The following is a 25,522-nucleotide window of genomic DNA, read 5'->3' as shown; positions in this document are numbered from 1 at the left end:
AAAGATTTATTGTTTTATTAAGAACCCGGTTGATCATCAACCGGGTTTTTTATTCTTATCGATGGAAATAAGAGGAGTATTCGTTATATTGTAGTTGCTATATATTTGAATAACAGACCTTTAACGACTGGATTATGGACAAATCAATTGAAAACTCAGATCAGAAGGCCTTTGAGAAAAAAGTGCTGTCGGCCATCCCTCATGTGGTTCCTTATGTAAAACATCGTATTTACCGGGCCGAGGCCACAGGCATCATTCCAAGGAATATGTATAAATCGAACGGAGTGATCGATGATGCCATAGTGAAACTATATGAAGATGCATCAACACGCGAACTTGACAGCAGCAGACTGAGACTTAGATTATTCTCCTATGTTGACAAGGAGCTGGATGATTTGTATGAAAAGGAATCTTTCCACCGTGATAGTATGAGTACTTCCAGGATTCTTGAAAACGAACTGGATCTGCTTGAGGAACGCTTTGCGTCAGAACTCGATGAAGACCTTGTCATGCTTGATGAACTGGATGACATCTCCTATCATCAGGATGACTTCAAAAAAACAGCCTTTGTCTATGAAGATGCAGAGCAGAATATCATACAATCTTTAGGTCTTCAGGATATTCAACACAAACTCGATAAAAATAAACGTCTGGTACTTAATAAAATTTATCACTGGCTGCCTTTTCATTCATCAAATGTACTGGATCTTTATATGTTCGGTAAGATGAGTACTGAAGAGATAGCAAAAGTTAAGAATGTAGAGATTGTAAGAGTGGAGCGAATACTCGATGCGGTTAAAAAGAGTTTCAGAAAAAATCTGGTATAAAAAAAGTCACCCGTTTGGGTGACTTTTCTCCTTTCCTGAAATTGAATGGAAAATTAATTATTTGAATCCATCAGTGCAAAGAACTTATCGATGTTGGGAAGAATAACAATTCTTGTTCTTCTGTTCTTGGCACGGTTCTCTTTAGAATCGTTAGGTACCACAGGGTGGTAGGCACTTCTTCCGGCAGCGATCAGCTTTCCGGGTGCTACACCAAATTCATCCTGAAGCTTTCTAACCACAGAAGTCGCTCTCAGTACTGAAAGATCCCAGTTGTCTTCGACTTGTTCATTGTGAATGGTAACGTCATCGGTATGACCCTCTACCATGATCTCCAGGCTTTCTTCTGAGTTCACAACATCTGCGATTTTCTTTAAGATATCATCAGCAGCATTTTTTACGCGATAACTGGCTGTGTTAAACAACAATTTATCTGAAATTGAGATCATCACCACGGTCTCATCGATATTTACTGAAATATCTTCATCTTCATTGAAATTGCTGTTTTCCATCTTCTGCTGAAGGTTGTAGGCGATAGCAATATCCATCGAGTCTTTAAGGGTGGTAGCTCCGGCCAGTACTGAAGGATCTACCTTTTGAAGGGTTGCACGCATCTTTTCCTTGGCGTCATTCGAAATAACAGCCGCATCATCTCCAACAGAAACATATCTTGAGTTGTTTTCCTCTGTCAGGGTGTTGATCTTAGAGTTGTACTCATCGACTCTCTCCTGAATAGCGGCAAATTTAGCCTCGAGCTCTTCCTTCTCAACGGCAGTCTTGGTCAGCTGACTCTGCAATTGACTGTTCTCATCCTGCAAGGCCACATATTTCTTTTTTGAAACACAAGAGGTTAAAAGGGCTACTGTTAATAAGGTAACAAATGTTCTTTTCATAATGTGTGTTAAAATTGTTTGTAATACTTACGGGCAATTCTGGCAAATAGATTTCTAAAATTAGAAGACAATGCAGTATGTCGGCAAAATCACTCCTTTTATCTTAAAAACAACTAAAGTGAAATGATTTTATTTCTTATAAGAAACTGATATTCAGCATAAATAAATTAAATCGATGCCGGTTGTTATGACTATAATATTTTCTGATACATAATGTTGCGTGATGATATCAGTTTAAAATTATGAAGGAACTTTCTACAAGACCCGTTTCCTTCTAAAGCAAAAACTCAAAGACGACATTGATAAGGTCAACCATAAGATAAAAATCCCCAATATTTTGAAAGGAGTATGTCGATACAGGTTTAATCATCTGATATACAATGATATAAATTTGTATTTTTAATAAAATATTAAATCAGCATAGATGAGAACTTCAGGTATTTATTTTTTGTGCATAGCCTTAATTAGCTGTCTGCTTTCCTGCGACAGCGATGATGACAGTGGTTCGTTTGAAACTCTTGAATTTTCCTCTGAATTTTCAACTGAACGAATTGAATTCTTCGAAGGAGGCTCCTGTAGTGTTCCTTTTCGGTTTTTAAATGTGGAAGAGGGTAGCGGATTTGACGGAGAGGTGGGAGAGTTTGAAATTATTCTGTCTTTTTGCTTTGATCCGGGTACCATGGAATTCAGAAATGTAGAAGGGATCATTATCGATGCAGATGGTAACGAAATCTATTTTGAAGGAGAGGGGGAGATCTATACGTTCGAAGATGATTTCTATGAACTCGAATATTTTGAAACCTGGGATATTACCGGAGGTTCAGGCATATATAATAACGCTTCCGGCTTCTTTGATATACTTGCCGAGGTAGACAGCGACAGCAATATTACCGATCACGACTGGACCGGGGAAATCATATTGCCATGACCCGTTCATTATACAAGCTGTTAATTTCTGTTTGAAGGCGCACAGTGCATCATGAAAAATGAACTGTCAAAGCAATACTTATAAACCGATTTTACACCAGGTGCTTGGCCACACTTTTGTCTGGTAATCAGTAAGCTCATGATGCATTTTGTAACAATTTGCTGAATACTGCTACCAATGGTTTACACCACAACTTCTATTATTATGAAAACCTTAGTTGCTTTTATACTCATTATTTGCAGTACCGGCTATACCTGTGCCCAGCAAATGACCTCTGGAAAATGGAAGGAAGACCTTCAGTTTCTCTCTGAGACCATTCATAACGACTATGGTTTTCTTTTCAGGAAAACCGATAAAGAGATCTTTGATGCCGAAGTAAGCCGTTTAGCTGATGACATTCCGCAATTGGAGGACTTTGAAATTGTGGCGGCATTGAAAAAGCTGATAGCCTCATTTGAATACGGTCATACAGCCCTCAGTGCCGGTAAGGGTTCTTTCGCGTTTCGCCAATTACCAATGAATCTATATCAGTTTGGTGATGACATATATATCGAAGGAATTCGCGCTCCTTATGAACAGGATCTGGGGGCGCGCTTAAAGGCCATTGAGGAGGTTCCCGTTGAAGAGGTTGTTCGAGGGGTATATCCTTATTTTCCCGCAGAGAATTCACAGTTCTTCAAGGGATACGGACTTCACTATCTGATTACCCCGGAAATCCTGGCTGCGGCGGGCATCACCAAAGACCTCAAAGACAGCATTCAGCTCACTCTGGAGAAAGATGATAAAACCTATCAGCGATACTTCAAACCTATGAAGAAAGGGGAGAGGCCACCCCTCGATTACGGGTGGACCCGGGAGAAAGACGATTGGTTTTCGGTACGGCCATCGGGACCGGAGGTGCCGTTATACCTGGCTAACCTGGATAAAAAATATTCGTATACCATTTTACCTGATCAAAAAGCGCTCTATGTCCAGCAAAATGAAGTTCAGGATGATTCACTTCAAGTGCTTTCTGAATTTTATATGGAAGTCATGGATACGGTAACTGCCCTTGAATTGGAGCGGTTAATCATAGACGTGAGGCTAAACGGAGGGGGTAATAACTATAAAAATAAAGATGTCATTAAAGAGATCATCAGAAATAAACAAATCGATAAAATAGGCGCCCTTTTTGTCATCCTGGGTCGGAGAACCTTTTCTGCCTGTCAGAACCTGGTAAATGAATTCGATAATTATACCAATGTGGTTTTTGTAGGGGAACCCACTGGAGAGAATATCAATTTTTACGGAGACAACCGTGAAGTCTCTCTTCCCAACAGTCAGCTGAAAGCCTATCTTTCATTCGCCTGGTGGCAGGACAAGCCGCAATGGGAAAATGGACCATGGATGGCACCACATCTTTCTGAAGAGGTCAGTTTTGAAGATTTCAGAAATAACAGAGATCCGGTGCTTGAGACAGCCCTTAGTTTTAATGATGAAAGTTTTATTCTTGACCCTATGGACTATCTCACAGAACTATTCATGAGGGGCGAGGTTGACTTGGTTCGTTCAGAAACCAAGAGATTTATAGATGATCCCCGTTACGCCTACACAGACTTCGAGGGTCAATTTAACAGGGCAGGGAACAATTTGCTGCAGGATAATCGTTTTAAGGAAGCGACCTTCGTGTTCGGACTGATCACTGAACATTATCCTGATAACGCAGAAGGATGGTTCGGTTTAGGGACCGCACTGAATGAGCTCGGTGATACTGAATCATCTGAAAAATGCTTCCAGCAATCCATACAATTCGGAGACACTAAAATCAAGGCGAAAGCAAAGGAAGCCCTCGATAATCTTAAGCAGGGAAAATAGTCTGCCTTTGCAGGATTGGCCTTTATAAAAACAAAACAGATGCCTATCAGGCAGTCTCGATACTTACGACAAAGATCTGATTAACAATGCTTTAAATAAATATTTCGTAACTTAGATCGTTCCTTCCAAACCGAACCCGGATTTTTTTATGGTTCAGCTTCTTGTGTTTTGGTAAAATCAATTAATCACCAATAAATACAGGAAATCATGGAAATTTCAAGAATCAGTTTACGCCAAATGCTTTGTTGCCTGGCAATGACAATGTTTATTATGGGAGTACAAGCCCAGGAAGAAATGTCTAAGAAGGTAGACTCCCAGAACTTTAAAAACCTGGAATGGTCACCTTGTCCGTCACCACTCGATTTCGAGGGATGTCATATCACGGTACTGAACGGTGATCCGGCAAAGGCGAATTCCGATATACTTTTCAGAATGCAACCCGGTACCACCGCGCCTGAACACTGGCATAATTCAGCCGAACGTATGGTGCTCATCTCGGGCAAGATGGCTGTGACCTATGAGGGGGAAGAAACTAAAACGATGACTTCAGGTACATATGCCTACGGACCCGCACAAAAGCCACACAAAGCTGAATGTATAGGCGACGAACCCTGCGTGCTGTTCATAGCTTTTGAAAAACCGGTTGACACGCAGTTGGTTAATCAGAAATAGGTTTCATTATTACCAGGCCTATACGTGAATATAGGTCTGGTTTAATTTTTTTCTCCACAAATACGGCATATGAAAATGCCCCTCAGTATGGCTATGTTATTTGATATTTGCTTTGGCACTTGCTCTATAAACACGCCGGATAATAATAATGATCTGTACTACGCAAATATCTTTGACATAAGATCGGTGTCGTTATGGAGACTGCACCTCAGAACTGATCTTATGCTACATAACCAAGCTGTACGATGTGTGCTATAAATGCTCTATAATTTATATTATGTAAAATAGAATATTTGGGAAAGCCCCTTAACATTTCCATCAAACCCAACCCTATCCTCCGTAGATCACGGCCTCTGGTATCTCATAGCGCTCTTCCCCTACAACGATATTAAAGGTACCTGATCTTTTTGAGACCTTCCAGTTTTCTTCTGGTGTTTCAGCTGATTCCTTCAAATCAACCATTCCATTTTTAAATATGATGAGCCGCATCGATCCATCATCCTTTGTAATATAAACCTTTGCATTACCATTCCCTTCGCGAATAACACCGAATTCACATGAGCCCAGAACCGATATCCCGTTGTTGCTACAAGGTATTTGACCTATGGCGTGAAATTCTGTTCCAGGTACCCTAACATCTGATGAACGTTTAAAAACTACAGAATCCTCCAGCTTCAGACGCAACTCGTACTGAGCATTTTCATCGCGCCTGGCGGCACTGCGCATAAGATACACTCTGATTCTATACTCACCAGTGCCATTAAGAGTCCCCCGGAATTCATTTCCATCGATCGAACTGTTAAAAACAGCTACAAACTCTTCCTGTGGCTCCATGATATTGAAATAATTCGCCAAATTATCGGTTGTCATTTCCACTTCGAGGAGCTGGCCTGCTCTTGCATTAAACAGATAGTCCCTGATTTTATAGCCTTTTAGCTGATCTTGGATAATTTCTACTTTATTTTGCTTCAAATCCACTCTTTTTTCGGTTATATCCTGACCATACAGTGAATTTTTACTGTTCATTAAAATAATTATCAGAATAATCAACCTGGCTTTCAATACATCATACATCCTGTCTAACTGTTGAGATCATGTTTTATTAAAAATACAACAGCCGAGAGTCAGGCATCAATAAATCTCTTCAAACCAAATATTTATCCGACGAGAGCTTTATTTGATTACGTAAAATAAACAGATGAACTTCTAAGTACATGATAATCGGTGTATTTTTGTCTCATGATCAAAACCTCCACCGCTCCCTCCCAATTCGAATTCATCGCATTGATGGCGTCCCTGATGTCGGTTGTGGCTCTTGCCATCGATGCCTTGCTTCCTGCTTTAGAATTGATCGGGCTGGATATTGGCGTACAGGATGCTGCCAACAATCAACTCCTTATTACCATGATCTTTCTCGGGCTTGGTATTGGTCCGATATTATTCGGACCCGTTTCAGATAGCCTCGGCAGAAAACCCATTGTATATATGGGGTTTATTATTTTCATAATCGCCAGTATTATATGCGTTTATGCTCACACACTTGAAGTGATGGTTGCAGGCCGTATATTACAGGGAATCGGTCTGTCGGCTCCCAGAACCATCAGTATTGCCATGGTACGTGATTCCTATAGTGGTGATTATATGGCTCGCATCATGTCTTTCATAACCGTGGTATTCCTGTTGGTACCCATTATTGCTCCGGCCTTCGGAAAACTGATCCTTGATCTTTACGACTGGCAGGCTATATTTTACGCACAGCTATTGTTCACTGTTATCGTCTGTTTCTGGTTTTATAAAAGACAACCTGAAACCCTTGCTGTTGAAAACCGCATCACTCTGAGTTCCCACCTTTTCAAAGATGGAGTCAGGGAGCTGTTACGCTACAAGAGAACCATCTTATATACCTTGATATCAGGTTTTATCACCGGGTCTTTCCTGGTCTACCTCAGTGCATCTCAATATATCTTTCAAACTCAGTACGGCCTGGTCGATGAATTTCCGTTCATTTTTGCAGGTCTTGCCATTTCGGTAGGTATTGCAACCTTTACCAACGGAACCCTTGTGGTCAAATTAGGCATGAAAAGACTGGTCACCTATGCGCTTTGGGTTTATTTTCTGACCTCTGCCTTGTACTTGCTTTTCTTTTTAGGAAGTTCCAATCCACCCGTACAGATCCTTATCGCGTTTTTTGCCGTTCAATTCTTTTCTGTTGGGTTCCTTTTCGGAAACCTGAGGGCGCTGGCTATGGAGCCGGTGGGTCATATCGCCGGAATCGCCGCCGCTATAACCGGTTTGATCTCTACCTTAATGGCCGTTCCCATCAGCACCTTTATAGGAAGATATGTCGCTGATGACACCGCTCTCCCATTGTTCGCAGGATTTATGATTTGCGGGTCATTATCGTTGCTGATTCTATTCTGGATCAACCGTTTAAGCTCGAAACCGAACCCTGATTATGCCTGATGATCATTTCAGAACCTGATCCACTGTATTTTTCACATAATCAAAAGAGGCTTCAGCCAAAAAATCAATGATCGGAACATGACCAGACCCTATCAGGAGAAATACACGATCTCCGGGTTCTTTGAGCTTTAAAAGGTTATGAAATATTCTCAGATTCCTGTTATACCACCATATCCCGGCATCAGGGCCAAAATAATCCTGCTCCCCTCCCATCTTAAAATATCCGGTGAGATAGTGACCATGACCAATAGAAAGCCTTTTTTCAGAATTCTTATACCTGAAAATTGTTTTTAGATCTGTTGTTGCCTTCCATTTATCTTCCAGGGCGTATAAATCGTAGAAAGCACTATCCAGCCTTGTTTCATAGGTAATCTGCTCCGGAGAGGCCTCAGCCCTGAAGGCGGCTATCTTTTTTTTCGCATAATCAGGATCTGATTCTTTTTCGTACCCCCTTGCACCTGCATCGACAGCATAAAGTTTATCATGTCCCATGATTTTACCAAGGCGAAAAGCTATCTGGAAAATTTCATTCGCTTTAAGCTCAAAGTTGCCATTGAGATAGGCTTGATACAAAGAGTCGAGATACGGTTGCCTTGAGGCATCTATCTCTACAGCAATTTTGGTGGGAGCCCAGGCAGAAAGATCCTGCAATACCTCATTGAGCTCTTTTTGCCGTTGCTCTGAAAATATATCGATATCGAATTGTGGTTTATAGCTATCCAGTCCGGCATCTTTGAAATGAAAGGTTCCCAATATGAGCAACTCAGCCTGTTCAGATTTCAGGCTGTCAAAGGCATTGTCATATAATTGTTCGCTCTTCTGAGAAAGCAAAAAACCGGGAAGTAACAGGATAAAGACGCGTAATGCATTTATGAACATGATAAATAATTTTTTAAAATGAAACTTCTCTGATAAAGATAAGATCTGGTACACTTTGTTACACCTGAGTAATAATCTGTTAATCAATTATATACAAGATAACACCCTTTCCCCGGTTTTCTCTTTCTTTGTGAATTGTAGGAAATCTGCTATTTTGAGCTGAAATTATGAAACTATGAAACACTACTATTTCCTTCTAATGGGTGCTTTAGCCGTTATAAGCTGTAAAACCGATAGCCGTGATACAGCCGCTAACGGCACAATAAATGACACCCTGACCATTGCCAAAAGAATCCACAAAGAAGCGGTTACTATCGATACGCATTGTGATATCAATGTTAAGAACTTCACCGATTCTGTAAACTACACACAGAACCTGGACACACAGGTAACCCTTCCCAAAATGGATACAGGAGGTCTTGATGTGGCCTGGTTCATCGTCTATACCGGTCAGGAGGAGCTAAACCAAAAAGGCTATGATAAAGCTTACGAAAATGCAATTTCGAAATTTGAAGCCATTCACAGGCTTTGTGAAGAGATAGCACCCGATAAAATTGCTCTCGCCTATACCGCAAATGATGTCGACAGTATCCTGAAGGAAGGTAAAAAAGTGGCCATGATCGGAATCGAGAACGGTTACCCTGTGGGAGAAGACATCTCGAGGGTAAAGGAATTCTATGAAAAAGGCGGACGCTATATGTCGCTGGCCCATCAGGGGCACAGCCAGTTGAGCGATTCAAATACCGGCGAAGAAAATGACGAATGGCTGCATAACGGACTCAGTGAGCTGGGTAAAGAGGTCATTAAGGAAATGAACTATTACGGGATGATGATCGATGTCTCTCATCCTTCTAAGGAAGCCATCAGACAGATGATCGAACTGAGTAAAGCTCCGGTGATAGCCTCTCATTCATCTGCGAGGGGACTGAACGATCACAGCAGAAATCTGGATGACGAACAGCTGGAATGGATCAGTCAAAACGGAGGAGTGGTACAGACGGTTGCTTTCAGCGCATATGTAGACGGTAAAAAGCATGAGGCTTTTCAGGAAAAAGCCGACGAGATCTACAGGAATGCGGCTTCTGCATCGGGTTTTGAAATACTTTCACGTGATAACGCCAGAGCCTTACCGGCTGAGCAGCGAACCGAATACTATAACAGGTATATGGCCATAAGAACCGAGGCGGCACCCAAAATAGACTCCCTGAGAAAAGTGGCTGATCCCGTCGATGTTTCAGATTTTGTCGACCACATCGATTACCTGGTTGAAAAACTGGGTATCGACCATGTAGGGATCAGTTCAGATTTCGACGGCGGAGGTGGTGTCTACAAATGGAGCGATGCCTCTGAAACATTCAATGTTACCCTGGAGCTCTTCCGAAGAGGATACACCGAAGAAGAGATCAAAAAGCTATGGGGTGAGAACCTGATGCGGGTACTTCGCGAGGTAGAGAATGTAGCCCGGGAATTGCAGGGTCAGGACTCCTGATTCATTGAATCGCAGTAAAGCAAAAGGCCGCTGGAAACAGCGGTTTTTTTATTCCTGTTTGGTTTGTATCACAACAGGCTGGTATTCTTTCTTAAGATCGCTGTAGTATCGCAACTGAGGTAAGGTAAGTATATTGCCCATTTCACCGGTTTCCTTTTCACTAAGGGCCTGTAATAATGAAATTTTCTCTTCAGCAGGGAGATCCATCTCCATTACTTCCTGCCTTTTTAAGAGGTACTCAAGAACAGTTTGTTCAAAGACCCCCTGCAGATCATCGGTAATACCCAATTCGTTATCATACATGCGGGTGAGAGTTTTGGCTCTCTCCTCCGTGCTTTGGTCAGGAGTTCTTTCATAGACATCCTGAGCGGTAACCGGCACGGAAATTAATAGTAATAGTACCAGAATTCTAAGGTAATTCATACGTATTGGTCTTTTGATTTATCACTTTTCATTAATATACCAAATATCTTGTTAGCCACTATTTTTTTGCATATTTTAACGTATAAAAGAAGGATTATCCTGCTATGCTTCTTAATTTTAAGACAGATCAGAATTACGTTTTAATAATTTAATCAACTAAATATTTCACTATGCAAATTAATTTCGAGTATGATGGGGTAACGGCGAGCAGCCGATTAGAAGAAATGACCACAAAACGCATCAATAAACTGGTTGACAAATATGATTTTTTAGTAAGAGCCGATGTCTTCTTTAAAAAAGAGAATACCTCGTCCCCGGAAACCGGAATGATATGTAACATCAGATTGAGTGCACCCGGACCCAGGTTGTTTGCCCAATCTTCCAGCAAGAATTTTGAAACCTCTATTGCAGAAAGTGTGGATGAACTGGAAAATCAATTACGCAAACGCAAGGAAAAGATGAGATCCAGATAGAGAAAAAAAGCCCCTTTGTATTTAGCCGCTTTTATTAATCATTAAAATATGGGAATTATCGCTACAGACAAGAAACAAATAACACTGATTTTCGACCCGTCGACCAAACTTGGCAGAGAATGTCGTGCCTACGCCGAATCTGCCCAGGCAAGGATCCAGACCATCGATGTAAATAAAACCAAAATAGCCGATACCGAATGGGCTGATATAGCAGACAGGCTTGGAATGAAAGTAACAGACCTGATTGCAACCGATCATCCCACCTTCACCACCATTTACGGCGAAAATGTTAAACTGGATGAGGAACATGCCTTCAAGATACTGGACAAGAATCCTCAATGTATTGTTTACCCGATTGCCCTGCGTGGTGACAGGGCCGTACGGGCAAAAAGTTTTGCTGACATACTGGATCTGATCGATCCGGATACGGGAGAAGTTCCCATTCCATGATCATCAGGTTCAGCTGTTCCAGCTGTTCTTAAAAGCAAATTCTTCCTGAGGCATTCGTTGCCTCTCTTTTTTTTCACGCTCTTTCAATTCATCGTTGAGCTGGTCAAGATCGCCTCCGTAGTAACCGATAGCAACCCCGGTAGCCGGTTCAAAACCTTCAGGTATATCAAAGGTTTCCTTTATTTTATCAATCTCTATTCCGGCCATCATATGCAGGGCAATATTCATATATTGCGCCTGTATGGTCATCGATCCCATTGCCAACCCGAGATCATGCATGGCTACGCGGTTATCATCTCCCTTGTCATTATCTGTTTTATAGAAGGTCAGCATTAAGACCGGAGCATTTACCACCCAGCTCTTATTAAAATCGGTCAGGCAACTTTTGATCTTATCATAGCCTTCACTGTCTTTATGTGCATAAATAAACCTCCAGGGTTGTATGTTATAGGAACTGGCAGACCAGCGTACGGCCTCGAATAATCGTTGCAATTCCTTTTCCTCCACCTCGTCATCGCTGAAAGCTCTGGGACTCCACCGTTGTTTGAGTAAAGGATAAATTTCATGATCGGTATTGGGTATCTTATCAAGATTTAACTGTTCTAAATCGTCCATTATTCTTCTGTATTTAAATTAAACTTTTTCTTTCTTAAAGGTATTGATGTAACCTCCATTTAGTATCATCTCTCGTTGACGCGGACTCAGCTGATGCTTGGTTTGAATCGTAAAGCTCTGATCTTCTGTCTCCACTTTAACCGTGATCTCATTTTGTTCCTGCACCTGTTTGCGCATATCACTGAGAATGATATTGGCTCCCTCCGGAATTCGTTCATAATCAGCGTGATCTTTAAAATGTAAGGGGAGTATGCCGAAATTAACCATGTTCTGCCAGGCTATCCGGGCATAACTTTTGGCTAACACGGCCACCTGACCTAAATATCTGGGGGCTATGGCAGCGTGTTCCCGGCTGGAACCCTGTGCATAGTTTTCACCCGCAACAACCACATGCCCTCCTTTACTGTTTTTGGCCTGCAGGGCCTTCTCGTGATATCCCTCATCAACCACGATAAAGGCGTATTTACTGATCTCCGGGATATTACTCCGGTATGGAAGCACCTCTGCACCGGCTTTCAGAATCTCATCGGTCGAAATATTATCGCCCATTTTCAGTATAACCGGTAAGTCATATTCATCCAACAGCTTTTCAAATTCTGGCAATGACTGGATATTCGGACCCTTTTTCAAGCTGATCTCTTTTCCGGAATCAGGTGGGGCTACCAGCATTTCAGTATTGATAATGATCTCTTCAGGGGCTTCGTATTTCGGATATGACATATCGAAAAGAGACTCCAGCTCTCTGGGATCTGTGATCTTTCCTGTCAAGGCCGAAGCTGCTGCTGTTTCAGGACTGCACAGGTACACCTGGTCATCTTTGGTACCTGATCTGTCAGGAAAGTTTCGCGGCATGGTTCGCAAACTAATCGTTCCGCTTGCCGGTGCCTGCCCCATTCCTATGCATCCCATGCAACCGGACTGATGAAAACGGGCACCCGCCTGAATCAGATTGGCAAAAGCCCGGTTCTTTATCATGTTTTGTATGATCTGCCGGGAAGTCGGATTCACATCAAAAGACACCTCAGAATCCACTGTTTTTCCGCTGACAATGGCCCCTGCTATCCAGAAATCTCTTAAACCGGGGTTTGCCGAAGAACCGATAACTACCTGGCTGATTTCCTTGCCCGATACTTCACTAACCGGAACCACATTACCGGGGCTTGATGGCGTAGCGATCAAAGGCACGAGTTCATCTAATACAATTTCTGCATGATGATCATATTCGGCCCCTTCATCTGCTTTGAGTTCCACCCAGTCATCTTCTCTTTTTTGTGATCTTAAAAACTCACGGGTGATCTCATCACTGGGAAAAACTGTAGTCGTTGCTCCCAGCTCGGCACCCATGTTAGCGATCACATGCCGATCCATCGCGCTGAGTTGTTTGAGACCGTCACCATAATACTCAATAATCTTCCCTACTCCACCCTTAACATCATATCGGCGAAGCATCTCAAGAATAATGTCTTTGGCACTTACCCAGTCCGGAAGACGGCCGGTAAGCTTCACTCCCATGATCTCAGGCATTTTAACATAATATGGCTCACCTGCTATGGCTGCAGCAACGTCCAGTCCGCCGGTACCTATGGCCAGCATCCCCAGGGAGCCGGCAGCAGGAGTATGACTGTCTGAACCGAGCAGAGACTTTCCGGGTATCCCGAAACGTTCCATATGCACCGGGTGACTTACCCCGTTACCCGGTCGGCTGAACCACATCCCGAAACGGGCGGCTGCAGTCTGAAGAAATAAATGGTCATCTGCATTCTTGAAGTCGGTTTGCAACAGGTTGTGATCGACGTATTGTACGGCAACTTCTGTTTTGGCTTTTTTAAGCCCCATGGCTTCCAGTTCGAGCTGTACCATGGTTCCGGTCGCATCCTGAAGCAAGGCCTGGTCGATCTTTAAACCGATCTCTTTCCCCGGAGTCATGCTTCCTTCCAGTAAATGGGATTGAATAAGTTTCTGTGCTGCGTTTAAAGGTTTTTCCATCTTTTAATAAGTACCTATGAAGAATCTAAAGCCAATATCGGCTCATCCCTATAAGTTACAACCCCCTAAGGAATTGCACCAGACATTAAGGTATTTTAACGCGTACTTATTAAAATTTTAACAGGAAATTACGCACTCAATTATTCGAATTATTCTGTACTCTCAGCCCGTTTTTTTTTGATAATTCGCAGGGCATCTTCCACTGTTTTCATATTATCCATATCATCGTTTTCCAGGGTGATATCAAAAGCATCTTCCACATCGAGTATGATATCGACAAGGTGAGAGGAATTGATATTCAGCTCAGAGGTGAGGTCACTTGTAAGGGTAATGGCACCCTGATCCACATCTTCGGGAAGGTATACGGCAATAATCTTTTTAAGGCGGTCTAAATGTTGTTGGTCCATGAGTAGCAATTACGGGTTGTATTTCTTAAAAATAACACATGCATTGACATCACCAAAACCAAAACTGGCTTTGGCAATAATTTCCGGTTGAACGTACCGGGTTTCGACAGGCACTTTAGTTGTGTCTATCAATTCCTTTATTTCGGGATGCAGGGGTTCAGCATTTACATTCTTATAAATCCGGCCATGGTGCAACTGTAGAACGGTCCCGACAGACTCAATACTTCCGGCAGCTGCAAGACAGTGGCCTATGCTGCCTTTAAATGAATTGATAAGAGGAAAGTCACCGCCCTCCAATTCCAGGGCTTGTTTCCAGTTGCTGATCTCCGTGCTGTCTTTTGCAGTGGCGGTAAGGTGCCCGTTGATGGCAGAAATCTGAGACCCATTGACCCCGGCATCTTCAAGCGCCATTCTAATACAACGTTGTACGGCGTTGCTGTTGGGAGCGGTCATGCTTCCCCCCTCTCTTTGTCCGCCGTTATTAATGTGTCCACCTGCTATTTCAGCGTAAATAACCGCATTTCGGCTCAGGGCGCTTTCCAAAGACTCGATCAGGAAGGCACCGGCACCGCTTCCGGGAACGAATCCCGCTGCCTCTGCGCTCATCGGTCTGCTGGCCTGCTCCGGTGAATCGTTGTAATTTCGAGGAAGTATCCGCATGGCATCAAAACCACCCCAGACATAGGGTCCTCCTTCACTGGTACTGCCGACAAGCATACTGTCGGCCAAACCATTTCTGATTCTCTCTGCCCCCATAATGATGGCTTCGGTGCCGGTGATACAGGCTGAAGAATTGGTAGTCACCTGGTTTCCGCAACCGAATCTCCCTCCAAGAAATGCACTGATACCACTGGCCATGGTCTGAATAACAGCAGTGCTACCCAGTCGTCTCACATTGCCTTCGTCTACGCGGTAGATCGATTCCCTGAATTTATCAACCCCCAGTATTCCGGTACCAAAAATAATTCCGGTATTCCATAGCGGTTCATCATTGGCCGGGGGAAGGCCGGCATCTTCCCACGCATCGGTGGCTGCGATCACGCCGTAAATCATTCCGGTGGAATTCAGTCCTTTTTGTTCCAGCTGGCTGAAATACCGGTCAGTAAGCTCCTGGTTTACCTGGGGGGTCCCTCCTATCTGGCAACCGAAATTCAGTTTCTCCAACTCCTCGCTGAAACGAATGCCACTTTGACCTTCGGCCAGCGCTTCATCAAAGGCTTTAAGTCCGACACCATTCGGCGCGCATACTCCCATTCCGGTAATAACGACTCTATTTCTCATCCTTTAATTTTAGCATGCCAGACAGAACACCTTTACAGATTATAGTACCTGATTCATCAAACATTTTTACAGCCGCCTTTAATTTATGAAACCGAAAATATTCTTTTTCAGAGACCACATGCACCTTTTGCCCGGGATATGCCGGTGAAAGGAATTGTATGTCTGCCTGAGTGAAAGCCAGCCGAAAATCATCCTTACCCAGTGAATCATGATCTTTTTTTATCAGATAGATCCCCAATGTGACCAATCCGATCTGTGCACAGCATTCGGTGAGTATCACTCCGGGAGTGACCGGGTTACCCGGAAAATGCCCCCGGTAATAAAAGGCATCTTCCGGAAAGGTATAAGACCCTTTCGCTGAATTTGCACTGAGGCTTTCGATCTCGTCGACAAAATGGAAAGGGCTTGCATAGGGCAAGAGCTCCAAAATATCGCTATAGTTATTGCAGGCTCTCTCCTCCATCGGCTTTTAAAATACTTCCATTGATCCACCGGGCTTCAGGCCGTGTTAGCAGATATACCACATTTGCCACGTCTTCAGGCCTGGTTAGCCGTTTCATGGGGTTTCTTTTCCTGGCAGCTTCGATCAGTTCGGTATGACCGGGAATTCTTCTCAGGGAAGCGGTATCGGTTATACCGGCCTGAATGCAATTGGAGGTTATTCCATAGGGCGCGAATTCCAGAGCCAGGTTCCTTGTGATCGCTTCAAGCGCTGCTTTTGCAGCAGATACCGCCCCGTAATAGGGCCAGGCCTTCTGATTGCCTTCGCTGGTAAATGAAATGATACGACTGTCTGAATCAAAAAGCTCCATATCGAAGAGGGAACGGGCCCATTCATAAAGATTGATCCCCATAGCCTCGACCGTAACCTTAAAATCGTCTCCCGATAATAACTGTTCGTTTGAATCGGTCATTTTTTTAAGATTTCCCTTTGCCAGGCTATGAAGTAACAAGGACACCTTTCGCTCTGACGTACATTCTTCCTTAAGGGATCTCAGAATTTCCCTGCGCTTATCACGATTCACAGCATCGGCATTGAATTGTCGAACTTCGGCACCTGCAGCCTCGAGTTCAGCAAAACGTTCATTTACCTCCTCCCTTTCATTTCTTCGAGTTCGATGTACGATAAAGAGGTCGAACCCATTCATCGCCAGCTTCCTGGCAGAAGCATATCCGAGGCCGGTACTGCCACCGATGATCAGTGCAAGTTTTCTTTGCTTGTTATCTCTATCCATTACCATTCGATTAGTATTCGCTGGGCTGAAAATCCGGGACCAAAGCTTAATATCAGTCCCTGCTCGCCTTTGGGGATATTCCGGTTCATGAATCTGTTAAGCACATATAAGACCGTGGCACTGCTCATATTACCATAATTTTTTAATACGGCCTTGGTATCGTCTATTTGCTTGCCCATATTTCCGAAAAGCTCCTCTGTGGTTTGTACGATCTTTTTGCCTCCGGGATGAAAGATAAGATGATCCACCTTATGCAGGCTGCTTCCATAGCGTTCCAAAAATGGCAGTAATACCTGCTCAAAATGCGAAGCGATTGCATTGGGTACCTCCGGATCAAGGATCATTCGTAACCCTTCATTAGTCAGGTCGAAACCCATAAGGTGTGTACTATCAGGGTAATGATACATCTCCCCTCCTATCATAGCAGGTCCGTCACTTTCTTCCTCTGAACTGAGAAGCACACATGCAGCCCCGTCACCGAAGATGGCTGCACTTACCATATTAGCCATGGAGAAGTCAGTATGCTGGAATGTGGCGGTGGGGCTTTCGTATGCGATAACCGCCGCACGCTTTCCGGGATTGGCACGCAAAAAATTCATGGCATAGATAAGCCCTGACACGCCGGCAGCACACCCCATTTCAGTTACCGGTAGTCGCAACACATCTTGTCTCAACTGCAGGTCATTAATGATATAGGCATCCAGGGAAGGTATCATGATCCCGGTACAACTGACTGTGATAATCACATCAAGCTCATCGGGAAGCCATCCTGCCTTATCCAGTGCTTTTTTCAGTACTCCTGAACCCAGCTTTTTCCCCTCACTGACATATATCTGGTTTTTTTCTTCCATGGAAGTGTGGGTAAACACATCGGCTATGTCCATAATACCATAACGCCTGTCTACAGCAGCATTCTGAAATATTTTAAGCACCTTTCTCCTGAAACGATCATCCTCTTCACTGAGCCATTCATCTACATAAGGGAGGATTTCAGGAGTATTACGGCTAAAGGGAGGCAGAAGAGTATCGACTGCGGCAATGCGCACTTCGGGCATAGTAACTGGTTTTAGTTCTTAGTAGGCCTCAGCACCATCAGGAACCTGAAGGCCCATTTCCATCTCAGTTCACAATCGGCCTGGGTGAATCGCTCAGAGAGCTTTCTTAATTCAGGCTTATTAAAGCCTGATCTGATCGATACCAAACCGTCATGAACAGCAATTTTTGTCTTAATAAAAATAGCACTAAATATTTTAAATAAATAATAGGACCTTCTGCACCGGTGCAGATCGAATATTACTACGGCCTCTGAAGCACTTCTTAAGAAATTTGCGGTAACCGATTCGAGATCATTGTCTTTAAAGTGATGCAGTGTTAAATTTGAAATGACATAATGCGGTGACCACGTGTCGGGAAATTCATGATTCAGATCGTGTTCTATATAGGTAATCTGTGATTCTTTTGAACGATGCCTGGCGAGCTTCAGCGATTTGGCATTCAGATCAACCCCAAGCAACCGTGCCCGGATCCCCGCAGCAACAAGTCTTCGGGAAAGAATTCTGAGCAATTCACCGTCGCCGCATCCGGCATCAAGTATGGTGACATTTTGAAGGTTCTTTTCGGTTATATCTCTTATGAGCCATTTTACCAGGGGTGCATGCCCGTTCAAAAGTCTGTTCACCTTGTTGATGTCTTCCAGAACTGCCTTTATATCGGCTTCAGCCAGATCGGGGTTGTCCATTTCTTCAGGGCCGTGTTGTCTTTTTTCAAGATCTATCAGCATACAACCGGTTTTCCATGGGTGGTTTTAATCAGATTGGTGGCCAGAAAAGGGTAAGCAGCAAGCATTTTCATTCCGGCAGAAGCCAGCCTGCGATTGAGCATGACGCTTTGAAGCCTTCTGCTCCAGGTGAGTCGTGACCTGAAGGTATGATTCCAGCGATAAGAGTATTCCCTTTCCATTTTACTGCGATCCCTTTTGGCATCGGTAAGATATGATTTAATAGCTTCTGATGCGATTTTTGCTGCATGAACCGCCATGGCCATCCCATTTCCGCAGAGAGGATGAATCAGTCCGGCACTGTCTCCACACATCATTACATGATCCTTGATCAACTCCTTTCTCTGAAATGATATCTGTGCTATGGTGAGGCTTTTTTCAAAAATGGGAGTGGCCTGATCCAGAAAATTGGCCAAAAAGGGATTTTGTCGCAGCACGTACCTGTTGAAATTATTCACGTTTCTCTCCTGCTTAAAGCTCTGGTAGTCGGCCAGGTAGCAGAAATTCACCCTGCCGTTCTCAACCTTGGAAATACCTGCGTAACCACCTCTGAAATTATGCAATGCCACCAGGTTATCGGGAAAGTGAGCAAGCCGGTAATGCCCTTTGACCGCCAGCCAGGAACTGCGATCGGAAATGAAATCCCGCTCCAGTTCGTGGTCGAGGTTGCTGCGTTTCCCATAGGCTCCCAGACATACGGCAGAATGAAAAGATTTTCCTGCCTTGGTATGAATCGTAAAGGAGTTATTCTCAAAATTGATACGCTCCACAGAGTCTTTTACAATATGACACCCGTTCGATCCCGCTTCCTGAAAAAGACGCAGATCAAGCAGGTAACGGCTTATGCCGAATCCACCTAACGGAAGATCAAATTTAGCCGCCTCTCCATCTACAGTAGACAAGCTGAACTTGCTGATCATGGGCAAGCCCATTTCATTAAGGTCGATTCCCAGAGTTTTCAAATAGGGCTCAACCTCCCTTGAGATATATTCGCCACATACTTTGTGAGAGGGATAATCGTTCTTTTCTATCAGCGTTACGCTATAATTTTTTGACAGTTCAATGGCTGCGGTCAGCCCTGCCAGTCCGCCACCAACGATGACGATATCACATGAAGTCATAAATCGTAAATCTTTCTCAGTAAAAAAGGTGTTTGTTCAGGCAGGTGATTCAGGACAAACTATTAAAAGGATCGATTTAGCAATTCTTTCAATTCACTCCGTGATTTTTCATCTGCCTCTGCATTATAACTCAGCGGAAGTTCAAATTTTTTACCCAGCGAATCTGCTGCCTTACTGGTGAAAGAGTGTTGTGCATTTTCGTAAGCCACATATTTGTAGTCAGCCCCCAGGCTATCCATGGCTCTGGTATAAGCAGCCACAGACTCAGGAGTTACGAAAGGATCTTCTGCACCGTTGCAGATGAGTACTTTTGCGGTCAGAGAATCAGTAGGCATGATAGGTAATTGTACCCCACTGTGAAAGGCGGCCACTGCATCAAGGTCATAACCGGCATTTGCCATGGTTAAGACCACACTTCCTCCGAAACAATAACCTATGGCAGCAATTTTTTCTCCGTTTACACGGGGATGTTGTTTCAGCGCTTCCATGGCAGCCTCGAACCTTTGTCTGCCGACATCAATATTTTGCATAACCATCCCTGAGAACTCCTGGGCCTTCTCCGGATGATCTGCCGTTTTCCCGTTACCGTACATATCAACGGCAAGTGCTACATACCCAAGTTCTGCTAACATTTCAGCCCTTTCCCTTGCGTACTCATTGTGCCCCCACCATTCATGTACAACCAGTATACCCGGTGCTTTTCCGGTCGCATTCTCATCAAAGGCTATATATCCCTTTAACTGGGTGGTGTCTGCTCTGTAGGTCAGGTCTTCACCTATGACTGATACCTCCTTGGTTTGGGCATTCATATCGCCTTCACTTTCATTTTTAGGTTGCTCTTTACAGGATGTAAAAAAAATTGTCAGAAGAAATAATATGGCGGAACTGCGTTTAAGATAACTCATTGATCATATTTGTTTTAAGGATATATGAAAATACAAAAAGCCCGAAAATTCGGGCTTTAATTTTATGTTAATGTTAAAAAAAGTGATTACTGCTTCACCTCTTCACGGGCGTCTTGAATCATCTCCTCTCCGGCTACAATACCTAACTCCACTCTTCGGTTCTTGCTTCTTCCCTCTTCTGTGCTGTTGTCATACTTCGGTTGGGTTTCTCCGTACCATTTTATGGTAAGTCGGGATGCATCGACCCCCGCCTGCTTCAGATAATCGGCGACCGACTTGGCTCTTTTCTCTGAAAGACTCATATTGTATTCCTCTCGTCCTGAACTGTCGGTATGTCCTTCGATCAGAATTCTAGTGTCGTCGTATTCGGTAAAAACTTCAGCCATTTTGCTCAATGTTTCCTTTCCGCTGTTGGTGAGCGCCGAAGAATTCAGTTCAAATTTAACCCCGCTGTTCTCATCGAAGGTCACATTTATCCCCTCACCGATTCGGGTAACCTCGGCTCCCGGAACGGTTTCGGTAATGGCTTCGGCCTGCCGGTCCATTTTATCCCCGATCTTGTTTCCGACAAGGCCACCGACACCGGCTCCTATTATGGCACCCAGGACAGAATTTCCATCCCCGATCTGGTTACCGATTACTCCCCCCAGAACAGCACCACTACTGGCACCAATGGCGGTTCCTTTTTGCTGATTGTTGGCATTCTGTATGGCGTCACATCCGGCAAAGGCAAGTGTCGCACCTAACATGGCTATTAATCGTATCTTTCTAAGGTGTATCTTTTTCATTCTAAAGCTGCTGTTTTATTAAATTGGTAAATAAGATCGACAGGACTGTCTTCTACATTGACAGTAGTTTTCAAGACCATCGAGCTGGGATCCAGGCTCACGATATCCATCGCAAATCCGACCCCTCCGTAGAGATCCTTTCTGTCTTCGTCGGTAAATTTAAAGGTGAATTTTGTGGGAACTCCGTTCGCATCCTGAATAGACCACCGTATAAAACGTTGTCCGGTCTGACATTCAGGGTCCATAATGTTGTAATACCCCGTGCTGTTGTTCGAGCGAAAAAACCATTCGCTTCCTTCAAAACATTTGGCATCCACATCATTGAACATCGTTGACTTAAAATATCCCTCACCTCCATAGGAAACCTCAGTGAGTTCCCAGGTACCATCAAGCAGATCACGGCTGCTTCTGTTTTCCTTGCTCAATGAACCACATGATGATAAGGTGATGAAACCCAGGGTGATTACAATTAGTTTTGATATAATTTTCATAAATATTTGATTATCAATTTCATAAATTTAAGGCATTCGCGAATTCTGGCAAAAAGGATGCCTCAAAAATGACTGTATCTTAATATCTCAAGAGATCATCTATGGCATCATAGAGGCGATGATTCGCAAGAAAGTTTTCTTCCAGGGAGCGCGAAAAGGGAACGGGCGTATCTAAACTTCCCACTCTTTTGACGGGGGCGTCAAGGTATTCAAAACAGTTTTCGCTAATCAGCGCTGAAATCTCTCCGCCAAGTCCGCCAAAGAGAGTGTCTTCATGTAATACCAGTACCTTTCCTGTATCCCTAACCACCTTAAAAATGGTTTCCGTATCAAGGGGTTGCAAACTTCTCAAATCAACAAGAGTGATGTCTGTATCCTTATAATGCTCCGTAGCCTCCAGTGCCCAGTGAACTCCCGCTCCATAGGTAATAATTGCCAGGTCTCTGCCTTCACTGAGAACTGCTGCCTTTCCAAGGGGCAGATTATAGTAGCTTTCCGGAACCATTTGTCTAAGGCTTCGATACAGAGCCTTGTGCTCAAAATAAAGTACAGGATTAGGCTCTTCTATTGCTGCGATAAGCAAACCCTTGGCATCAAAAGGAAAAGCGGGATAGACCACCTTAAGCCCCGGTACTTTTGTGAACCAGGCCTCGTTGGTCTGAGAATGAAAGGGTCCGGCCCCTACTCCTGCACCACAAGGCATACGAATAACCACGTCGGCCTTTTCTCCCCAGCGATAATGTGTCTTGGCGAGATAATTAACAATTGGGTTAAAGCCTGAAGTGACAAAATCAGAGAATTGCATTTCCATCACGGCTTTCATACCGTTAATCGACAAGCCCATCGCACATGAGACCACGGCCGATTCACATATCGGGGTATTGCGAATCCTTTCTTTACCGAATAGCTCAGTAAAACCCTGGCTCACTTTAAAGACCCCGCCGTATTCAGCGACGTCCTGCCCCATGAGGACCAACTCAGGAAACCGTTCCATCGCTTGTCTGAGACCTTCAGAAACAGCGTCAACGAATCGGAGCTCCTTTTCTGTTTTTCCCGGTGCTACAGGTTTGACTTCGGAAGGAAAATACACGTCTTCCAATTCTTTATCGGTTGTCGACTCTATCTTCTTCTCGGCGAAAGCCATCTGAAGGTTTTCATCGATAAGGGCCCGGTGCTGATCTGCCAGGGAAGTTTTCAGCTCTTCAGAAAGTATGGCCTCCTCAAGCAAAAACTTTTCAAAATTGATCACCGGATCTTTTTCCTGCCAGCTGGCTATAAGTTCATCAGGCACGTAAGCAGTTCCACTGGCTTCTTCATGACCCCTTATCCGGAAGGTCTTGAATTCCAGCAATACAGGCCTGGGTTTCTCACGCAGCGAAGCTGCGAGTTCTGAAACTTTGGTATAAACCTCCAAAATATTATTGCCATCAATTATATAAGACTCCATGCCATATCCCGCTCCACGGTCAGCAATGTGCTCACACCTAAATTGCTCGCTGGTCGGCGTAGAGAGTCCGTAGCCATTGTTTTCAACACAAAACAGAACGGGAAGATCCCATACAGCTGCCAAATTCAGTGCTTCATGAAAATCTCCTTCACTGGTACCTCCTTCCCCGGTAAAGACAGCGGTCACCTTTTTCTCTTCTTTCAGTTTATGCGCCAGTGCAATTCCGTCGGCTACCCCCATCTGTGGTCCGAGGTGAGAGATCATACCAATGATCTTGTATTCCTGCGTTCCGAAATGAAAACTGCGATCCCTTCCTTTGGTAAATCCATTTGCCTTTCCCTGCCATTGTGAAAAAAGTCTGTGCAGGGGAATTCCACGGCTGGTAAATACCCCGAGGTTTCTGTGCATGGGTAAAATATATTCATCAGACTGAAGCGCATGGGTCACCCCCACTGCTATGGCTTCCTGACCTATGCCGGAAAACCATTTTGAGATCTTTCCCTGTCGCAGCAGAACGAGCATTTTCTCCTCGATCATACGCGACAATAACATTTGGCGGTAAAGCTCCAGTTGCATTTTATCTGATACCTCCCGGTTGTCGAAGGTAAAGGGTATGTCTAAATCTGTACGGTTCATTTTTGGTTTCATTGAAGGACTAAATCAAAAGTAGAAAAAATATTACATCAAAACTGTATTGGGAACAGAAGTCTTGCCATTGTAATTTCTGCAAATTGCTGTAATAATTCGTTAACTTTGTGTTCTCTTGAAAATTATAAGAAAATGAACCGTATACCCAGTGTAGATCTGAAAGAATTTCTTTCAGAAAATCCTAAAGAAAAACAGAAATTTATCGATGAGATCGGAAAAGCTTATGAAGATATTGGATTTGTAGCCCTGAAGGGACATTTTTTATCTGATGAGCTGGTTGATAAGCTTTATGCCGAAGTTAAGAAGTTCTTTGATCTTCCCGAAAATGTAAAAAAGAAATATGAGATTGAAGGAATCGGCGGACAAAGAGGATATACCTCCTTCGGAAAGGAACATGCTAAAGGTCGTACAGAAGGAGATCTTAAGGAGTTCTGGCATTTCGGTCAATACGTTGAAGATGATCCCAAACTGGAAAAAGAATATCCCGCCAATGTGATTGTCAGTGAAGTACCTGAATTCAATGCGGTGGGTAAAGAGGCCTATCAAATGCTCGAGAAAACCGCGAAATATGTACTACGTGCACTTGCGCTTCATCTTGGTTTAGAGGAAGAATACTTCGATAAATACATCAGGAACGGTAATTCTATTTTGAGGCCCATTCATTACCCGCCAATCACTGAAGAACCCAAGGCAGCTGTAAGGGCAGCCGCTCACGGTGACATCAACCTGATCACTTTGCTGATGGGAGCTCAGGGCAAGGGTCTTCAGGTTCAGAATCACGAAGGAGAATGGATCGATGCCATAGCTGAACCCGATGAACTGATGATCAATGTGGGTGATATGCTTTCAAGGCATACCAACAATAAATTAAAATCGACCATACACCGGGTGGTGAATCCACCAAAAGAAGCCTGGGGCACCTCGCGCTATTCCATCCCATTCTTTATGCACCCCGTAAGCGATATGCCCCTGGATGTACTCGACAGCTGTATCGATGAAGAAAATCCAAAGCTGTATCCCGATATTACCGCCGGGGAATTTCTTCATGAACGTTTGATCGAACTCGGACTGGTTAAGAAATAAAGAATAAATACACTTATATGGATCTGCAGGATCAATTAAGGTCGATGTTTCCCGATCATGAATTTAAAGAGGAAAAGGAAACCAAACCTGAACCTGAATTTTGGATACAGGATGAGCCACTTCTCTGCAAATATGAAAAACGCAAGGGAAAGCCTGTTACCATTATCGACGGTTACAACGGAGCGGCAGAAGACTTTAAAAAGTTATCGAAAGAGCTGAAAACTTTATTAGGCGTAGGTGGAAGCGCTAAAAATGAAACCATTATCATACAAGGTGACTACCGTGACAAGATCATGGATTTTCTGAAAGAAAAAGGATTCAAGGTTAAACGGGTAGGTGGTTAATTAAGTTAAATTATTGTTATTTAAAGGTTTCTTTTTACATTTACAA

The 25,522-nt window shown here is 43.7% G+C and carries 27 protein-coding genes; 10 read left to right on the top strand and 17 right to left on the bottom strand.

Going from position 1 to position 25,522, the window contains the following annotated elements:
• The first annotated feature begins 134 nt into the window (after nt 1-134).
• On the top strand, nt 135-827 hold the full coding sequence (locus K7R10_RS01025) for a hypothetical protein (RefSeq protein ID WP_224482820.1): 693 nt from the start codon (nt 135-137) through the stop codon (nt 825-827).
• Between the two features lie 53 nt (nt 828-880).
• Here the strand turns inward: K7R10_RS01025 and K7R10_RS01020 are convergent, their stop codons facing one another.
• The gene (locus K7R10_RS01020; protein WP_224482819.1) at nt 881-1,717 is read right to left on the bottom strand and encodes an OmpA/MotB family protein; all 837 of its coding nucleotides are present in this window, start codon (nt 1,715-1,717) and stop codon (nt 881-883) included.
• Between the two features lie 424 nt (nt 1,718-2,141).
• Between K7R10_RS01020 and K7R10_RS01015 the strand changes: the two genes are divergently transcribed.
• The 3 genes from K7R10_RS01015 to K7R10_RS01005 all read left to right on the top strand — a co-directional run bounded on the left by K7R10_RS01015 (nt 2,142) and on the right by K7R10_RS01005 (nt 5,171).
• A complete protein-coding gene (locus tag K7R10_RS01015) occupies nt 2,142-2,645 on the top strand; it encodes a hypothetical protein (protein WP_224482818.1) in 504 nt (167 codons plus the stop codon).
• Nucleotides 2,646-2,849: 204 nt separating this feature from the next.
• Complete coding sequence (locus tag K7R10_RS01010) at nt 2,850-4,499, top strand: tetratricopeptide repeat protein (RefSeq protein WP_224482817.1); 1,650 nt, start codon at nt 2,850-2,852, stop codon at nt 4,497-4,499.
• A 207-nt stretch (nt 4,500-4,706) separates the two neighbouring features.
• Entirely contained in the window at nt 4,707-5,171 is a 465-nt protein-coding gene (locus K7R10_RS01005) for a cupin domain-containing protein (RefSeq protein ID WP_224482816.1), read from the top strand.
• A 330-nt stretch (nt 5,172-5,501) separates the two neighbouring features.
• Here the strand turns inward: K7R10_RS01005 and K7R10_RS01000 are convergent, their stop codons facing one another.
• The gene (locus K7R10_RS01000) at nt 5,502-6,197 is read right to left on the bottom strand and encodes a hypothetical protein (protein WP_224482815.1); all 696 of its coding nucleotides are present in this window, start codon (nt 6,195-6,197) and stop codon (nt 5,502-5,504) included.
• A 213-nt stretch (nt 6,198-6,410) separates the two neighbouring features.
• Here K7R10_RS01000 and K7R10_RS00995 point away from each other — a divergent pair, with 213 nt between their 5' ends.
• Entirely contained in the window at nt 6,411-7,634 is a 1,224-nt protein-coding gene (locus K7R10_RS00995) for a multidrug effflux MFS transporter (RefSeq protein ID WP_224482814.1), read from the top strand.
• Between the two features lie 3 nt (nt 7,635-7,637).
• On the opposite strand, the gene K7R10_RS00990 is transcribed toward K7R10_RS00995, so the two are convergent.
• Nucleotides 7,638-8,513 carry a DUF5694 domain-containing protein gene (locus K7R10_RS00990; RefSeq protein WP_224482813.1) on the bottom strand — a complete coding sequence of 292 codons (876 nt, stop codon included), beginning with the start codon at nt 8,511-8,513 and terminating at the stop codon, nt 7,638-7,640.
• 175 nt (nt 8,514-8,688) lie between these two features.
• On the opposite strand from K7R10_RS00990, the gene K7R10_RS00985 reads away from it, so the two are divergent.
• Nucleotides 8,689-10,002, top strand: coding sequence for a dipeptidase (locus K7R10_RS00985; protein ID WP_224482812.1), 1,314 nt, complete (start codon nt 8,689-8,691; stop codon nt 10,000-10,002).
• 48 nt (nt 10,003-10,050) lie between these two features.
• On the opposite strand, the gene K7R10_RS00980 is transcribed toward K7R10_RS00985, so the two are convergent.
• Complete coding sequence (locus K7R10_RS00980; protein ID WP_224482811.1) at nt 10,051-10,425, bottom strand: hypothetical protein; 375 nt, start codon at nt 10,423-10,425, stop codon at nt 10,051-10,053.
• 170 nt (nt 10,426-10,595) lie between these two features.
• Between K7R10_RS00980 and hpf the strand changes: the two genes are divergently transcribed.
• Together hpf and K7R10_RS00970 are read left to right on the top strand one after the other, a co-directional pair.
• Nucleotides 10,596-10,898 (top strand): ribosome hibernation-promoting factor, HPF/YfiA family, encoded by a 303-nt coding sequence (gene hpf, locus K7R10_RS00975; protein ID WP_224482810.1) that lies wholly within the window; start codon nt 10,596-10,598, stop codon nt 10,896-10,898.
• Nucleotides 10,899-10,946: 48 nt separating this feature from the next.
• Nucleotides 10,947-11,348, top strand: a complete 402-nt coding sequence (locus K7R10_RS00970; RefSeq protein WP_224482809.1) for an arsenate reductase family protein — start codon at nt 10,947-10,949, stop codon at nt 11,346-11,348.
• Nucleotides 11,349-11,357: 9 nt separating this feature from the next.
• On the opposite strand, the gene K7R10_RS00965 is transcribed toward K7R10_RS00970, so the two are convergent.
• The 13 genes from K7R10_RS00965 to K7R10_RS00905 form a co-directional block, all read right to left on the bottom strand.
• Nucleotides 11,358-11,963 (bottom strand): nitroreductase family protein, encoded by a 606-nt coding sequence (locus K7R10_RS00965; protein WP_224482808.1) that lies wholly within the window; start codon nt 11,961-11,963, stop codon nt 11,358-11,360.
• Between the two features lie 18 nt (nt 11,964-11,981).
• A complete protein-coding gene (locus tag K7R10_RS00960; protein WP_224482807.1) occupies nt 11,982-13,949 on the bottom strand; it encodes an aconitate hydratase in 1,968 nt (655 codons plus the stop codon).
• A gap of 149 nt (nt 13,950-14,098) precedes the next feature.
• Nucleotides 14,099-14,356 carry an acyl carrier protein gene (locus K7R10_RS00955; protein ID WP_224482806.1) on the bottom strand — a complete coding sequence of 86 codons (258 nt, stop codon included), beginning with the start codon at nt 14,354-14,356 and terminating at the stop codon, nt 14,099-14,101.
• A 9-nt stretch (nt 14,357-14,365) separates the two neighbouring features.
• Nucleotides 14,366-15,637 (bottom strand): beta-ketoacyl-[acyl-carrier-protein] synthase family protein, encoded by a 1,272-nt coding sequence (locus K7R10_RS00950; RefSeq protein WP_224482805.1) that lies wholly within the window; start codon nt 15,635-15,637, stop codon nt 14,366-14,368.
• A complete protein-coding gene (locus K7R10_RS00945) occupies nt 15,627-16,100 on the bottom strand; it encodes a 3-hydroxyacyl-ACP dehydratase FabZ family protein (protein WP_224482804.1) in 474 nt (157 codons plus the stop codon). The genes K7R10_RS00950 and K7R10_RS00945 overlap by 11 nt, the downstream gene beginning before the upstream one ends.
• Entirely contained in the window at nt 16,078-16,872 is a 795-nt protein-coding gene (locus K7R10_RS00940; protein ID WP_224482803.1) for an SDR family oxidoreductase, read from the bottom strand. The genes K7R10_RS00945 and K7R10_RS00940 overlap by 23 nt, the downstream gene beginning before the upstream one ends.
• The gene (locus tag K7R10_RS00935; RefSeq protein WP_224482802.1) at nt 16,872-17,927 is read right to left on the bottom strand and encodes a type III polyketide synthase; all 1,056 of its coding nucleotides are present in this window, start codon (nt 17,925-17,927) and stop codon (nt 16,872-16,874) included. The genes K7R10_RS00940 and K7R10_RS00935 overlap by 1 nt, the downstream gene beginning before the upstream one ends.
• An 11-nt stretch (nt 17,928-17,938) precedes the next feature.
• Entirely contained in the window at nt 17,939-18,652 is a 714-nt protein-coding gene (locus K7R10_RS00930; protein WP_224482801.1) for a methyltransferase domain-containing protein, read from the bottom strand.
• A complete protein-coding gene (locus K7R10_RS00925) occupies nt 18,646-19,770 on the bottom strand; it encodes an NAD(P)/FAD-dependent oxidoreductase (protein ID WP_224482800.1) in 1,125 nt (374 codons plus the stop codon). The genes K7R10_RS00930 and K7R10_RS00925 overlap by 7 nt, the downstream gene beginning before the upstream one ends.
• A 62-nt stretch (nt 19,771-19,832) precedes the next feature.
• Nucleotides 19,833-20,675, bottom strand: a complete 843-nt coding sequence (locus K7R10_RS00920) for a dienelactone hydrolase family protein (RefSeq protein WP_224482799.1) — start codon at nt 20,673-20,675, stop codon at nt 19,833-19,835.
• Between the two features lie 86 nt (nt 20,676-20,761).
• Complete coding sequence (locus K7R10_RS00915) at nt 20,762-21,463, bottom strand: YiaD family glycine zipper/OmpA-like lipoprotein (RefSeq protein ID WP_224482798.1); 702 nt, start codon at nt 21,461-21,463, stop codon at nt 20,762-20,764.
• Nucleotides 21,460-21,954, bottom strand: a complete 495-nt coding sequence (locus tag K7R10_RS00910) for a lipocalin family protein (protein ID WP_224482797.1) — start codon at nt 21,952-21,954, stop codon at nt 21,460-21,462. The genes K7R10_RS00915 and K7R10_RS00910 overlap by 4 nt, the downstream gene beginning before the upstream one ends.
• A 79-nt stretch (nt 21,955-22,033) precedes the next feature.
• Entirely contained in the window at nt 22,034-24,037 is a 2,004-nt protein-coding gene (locus tag K7R10_RS00905) for an alpha-ketoacid dehydrogenase subunit alpha/beta (protein ID WP_224482796.1), read from the bottom strand.
• A 144-nt stretch (nt 24,038-24,181) separates the two neighbouring features.
• Here K7R10_RS00905 and K7R10_RS00900 point away from each other — a divergent pair, with 144 nt between their 5' ends.
• Nucleotides 24,182-25,132, top strand: a complete 951-nt coding sequence (locus K7R10_RS00900; protein ID WP_224482795.1) for an isopenicillin N synthase family dioxygenase — start codon at nt 24,182-24,184, stop codon at nt 25,130-25,132.
• Nucleotides 25,133-25,149: 17 nt separating this feature from the next.
• Nucleotides 25,150-25,476 (top strand): translation initiation factor, encoded by a 327-nt coding sequence (locus K7R10_RS00895; protein ID WP_224482794.1) that lies wholly within the window; start codon nt 25,150-25,152, stop codon nt 25,474-25,476.
• Nucleotides 25,477-25,522: the final 46 nt, after the last annotated feature.

Origin of the sequence: Robertkochia aurantiaca, from assembly GCF_020166495.1 — a bacterium.
In the GTDB taxonomy this organism is placed as follows: domain Bacteria; phylum Bacteroidota; class Bacteroidia; order Flavobacteriales; family Flavobacteriaceae; genus Robertkochia; species Robertkochia aurantiaca.
Note: the sequence above shows the minus strand (reverse complement) of the source record. Positions and strands in the feature narration are given on the sequence as shown.

Bases quoted from the DNA above. Each gene is read 5' to 3' on its own strand.
- K7R10_RS01025 (WP_224482820.1), top strand. From the start codon at position 135: ATGGACAAATCAATTGAAAACTCAGATCAGAAGGCCTTTGAGAAAAAA.
- K7R10_RS01020 (WP_224482819.1), bottom strand. From the start codon at position 1,717: ATGAAAAGAACATTTGTTACCTTATTAACAGTAGCCCTTTTAACCTCT.
- K7R10_RS01015 (WP_224482818.1), top strand. From the start codon at position 2,142: ATGAGAACTTCAGGTATTTATTTTTTGTGCATAGCCTTAATTAGCTGT.
- K7R10_RS01010 (WP_224482817.1), top strand. From the start codon at position 2,850: ATGAAAACCTTAGTTGCTTTTATACTCATTATTTGCAGTACCGGCTAT.
- K7R10_RS01005 (WP_224482816.1), top strand. From the start codon at position 4,707: ATGGAAATTTCAAGAATCAGTTTACGCCAAATGCTTTGTTGCCTGGCA.
- K7R10_RS01000 (WP_224482815.1), bottom strand. From the start codon at position 6,197: ATGAACAGTAAAAATTCACTGTATGGTCAGGATATAACCGAAAAAAGA.
- K7R10_RS00995 (WP_224482814.1), top strand. From the start codon at position 6,411: ATGATCAAAACCTCCACCGCTCCCTCCCAATTCGAATTCATCGCATTG.
- K7R10_RS00990 (WP_224482813.1), bottom strand. From the start codon at position 8,513: ATGTTCATAAATGCATTACGCGTCTTTATCCTGTTACTTCCCGGTTTT.
- K7R10_RS00985 (WP_224482812.1), top strand. From the start codon at position 8,689: ATGAAACACTACTATTTCCTTCTAATGGGTGCTTTAGCCGTTATAAGC.
- K7R10_RS00980 (WP_224482811.1), bottom strand. From the start codon at position 10,425: ATGAATTACCTTAGAATTCTGGTACTATTACTATTAATTTCCGTGCCG.
- hpf (WP_224482810.1), top strand. From the start codon at position 10,596: ATGCAAATTAATTTCGAGTATGATGGGGTAACGGCGAGCAGCCGATTA.
- K7R10_RS00970 (WP_224482809.1), top strand. From the start codon at position 10,947: ATGGGAATTATCGCTACAGACAAGAAACAAATAACACTGATTTTCGAC.
- K7R10_RS00965 (WP_224482808.1), bottom strand. From the start codon at position 11,963: ATGGACGATTTAGAACAGTTAAATCTTGATAAGATACCCAATACCGAT.
- K7R10_RS00960 (WP_224482807.1), bottom strand. From the start codon at position 13,949: ATGGAAAAACCTTTAAACGCAGCACAGAAACTTATTCAATCCCATTTA.
- K7R10_RS00955 (WP_224482806.1), bottom strand. From the start codon at position 14,356: ATGGACCAACAACATTTAGACCGCCTTAAAAAGATTATTGCCGTATAC.
- K7R10_RS00950 (WP_224482805.1), bottom strand. From the start codon at position 15,637: ATGAGAAATAGAGTCGTTATTACCGGAATGGGAGTATGCGCGCCGAAT.
- K7R10_RS00945 (WP_224482804.1), bottom strand. From the start codon at position 16,100: ATGGAGGAGAGAGCCTGCAATAACTATAGCGATATTTTGGAGCTCTTG.
- K7R10_RS00940 (WP_224482803.1), bottom strand. From the start codon at position 16,872: ATGGATAGAGATAACAAGCAAAGAAAACTTGCACTGATCATCGGTGGC.
- K7R10_RS00935 (WP_224482802.1), bottom strand. From the start codon at position 17,927: ATGCCCGAAGTGCGCATTGCCGCAGTCGATACTCTTCTGCCTCCCTTT.
- K7R10_RS00930 (WP_224482801.1), bottom strand. From the start codon at position 18,652: ATGCTGATAGATCTTGAAAAAAGACAACACGGCCCTGAAGAAATGGAC.
- K7R10_RS00925 (WP_224482800.1), bottom strand. From the start codon at position 19,770: ATGACTTCATGTGATATCGTCATCGTTGGTGGCGGACTGGCAGGGCTG.
- K7R10_RS00920 (WP_224482799.1), bottom strand. From the start codon at position 20,675: ATGAGTTATCTTAAACGCAGTTCCGCCATATTATTTCTTCTGACAATT.
- K7R10_RS00915 (WP_224482798.1), bottom strand. From the start codon at position 21,463: ATGAAAAAGATACACCTTAGAAAGATACGATTAATAGCCATGTTAGGT.
- K7R10_RS00910 (WP_224482797.1), bottom strand. From the start codon at position 21,954: ATGAAAATTATATCAAAACTAATTGTAATCACCCTGGGTTTCATCACC.
- K7R10_RS00905 (WP_224482796.1), bottom strand. From the start codon at position 24,037: ATGAACCGTACAGATTTAGACATACCCTTTACCTTCGACAACCGGGAG.
- K7R10_RS00900 (WP_224482795.1), top strand. From the start codon at position 24,182: ATGAACCGTATACCCAGTGTAGATCTGAAAGAATTTCTTTCAGAAAAT.
- K7R10_RS00895 (WP_224482794.1), top strand. From the start codon at position 25,150: ATGGATCTGCAGGATCAATTAAGGTCGATGTTTCCCGATCATGAATTT.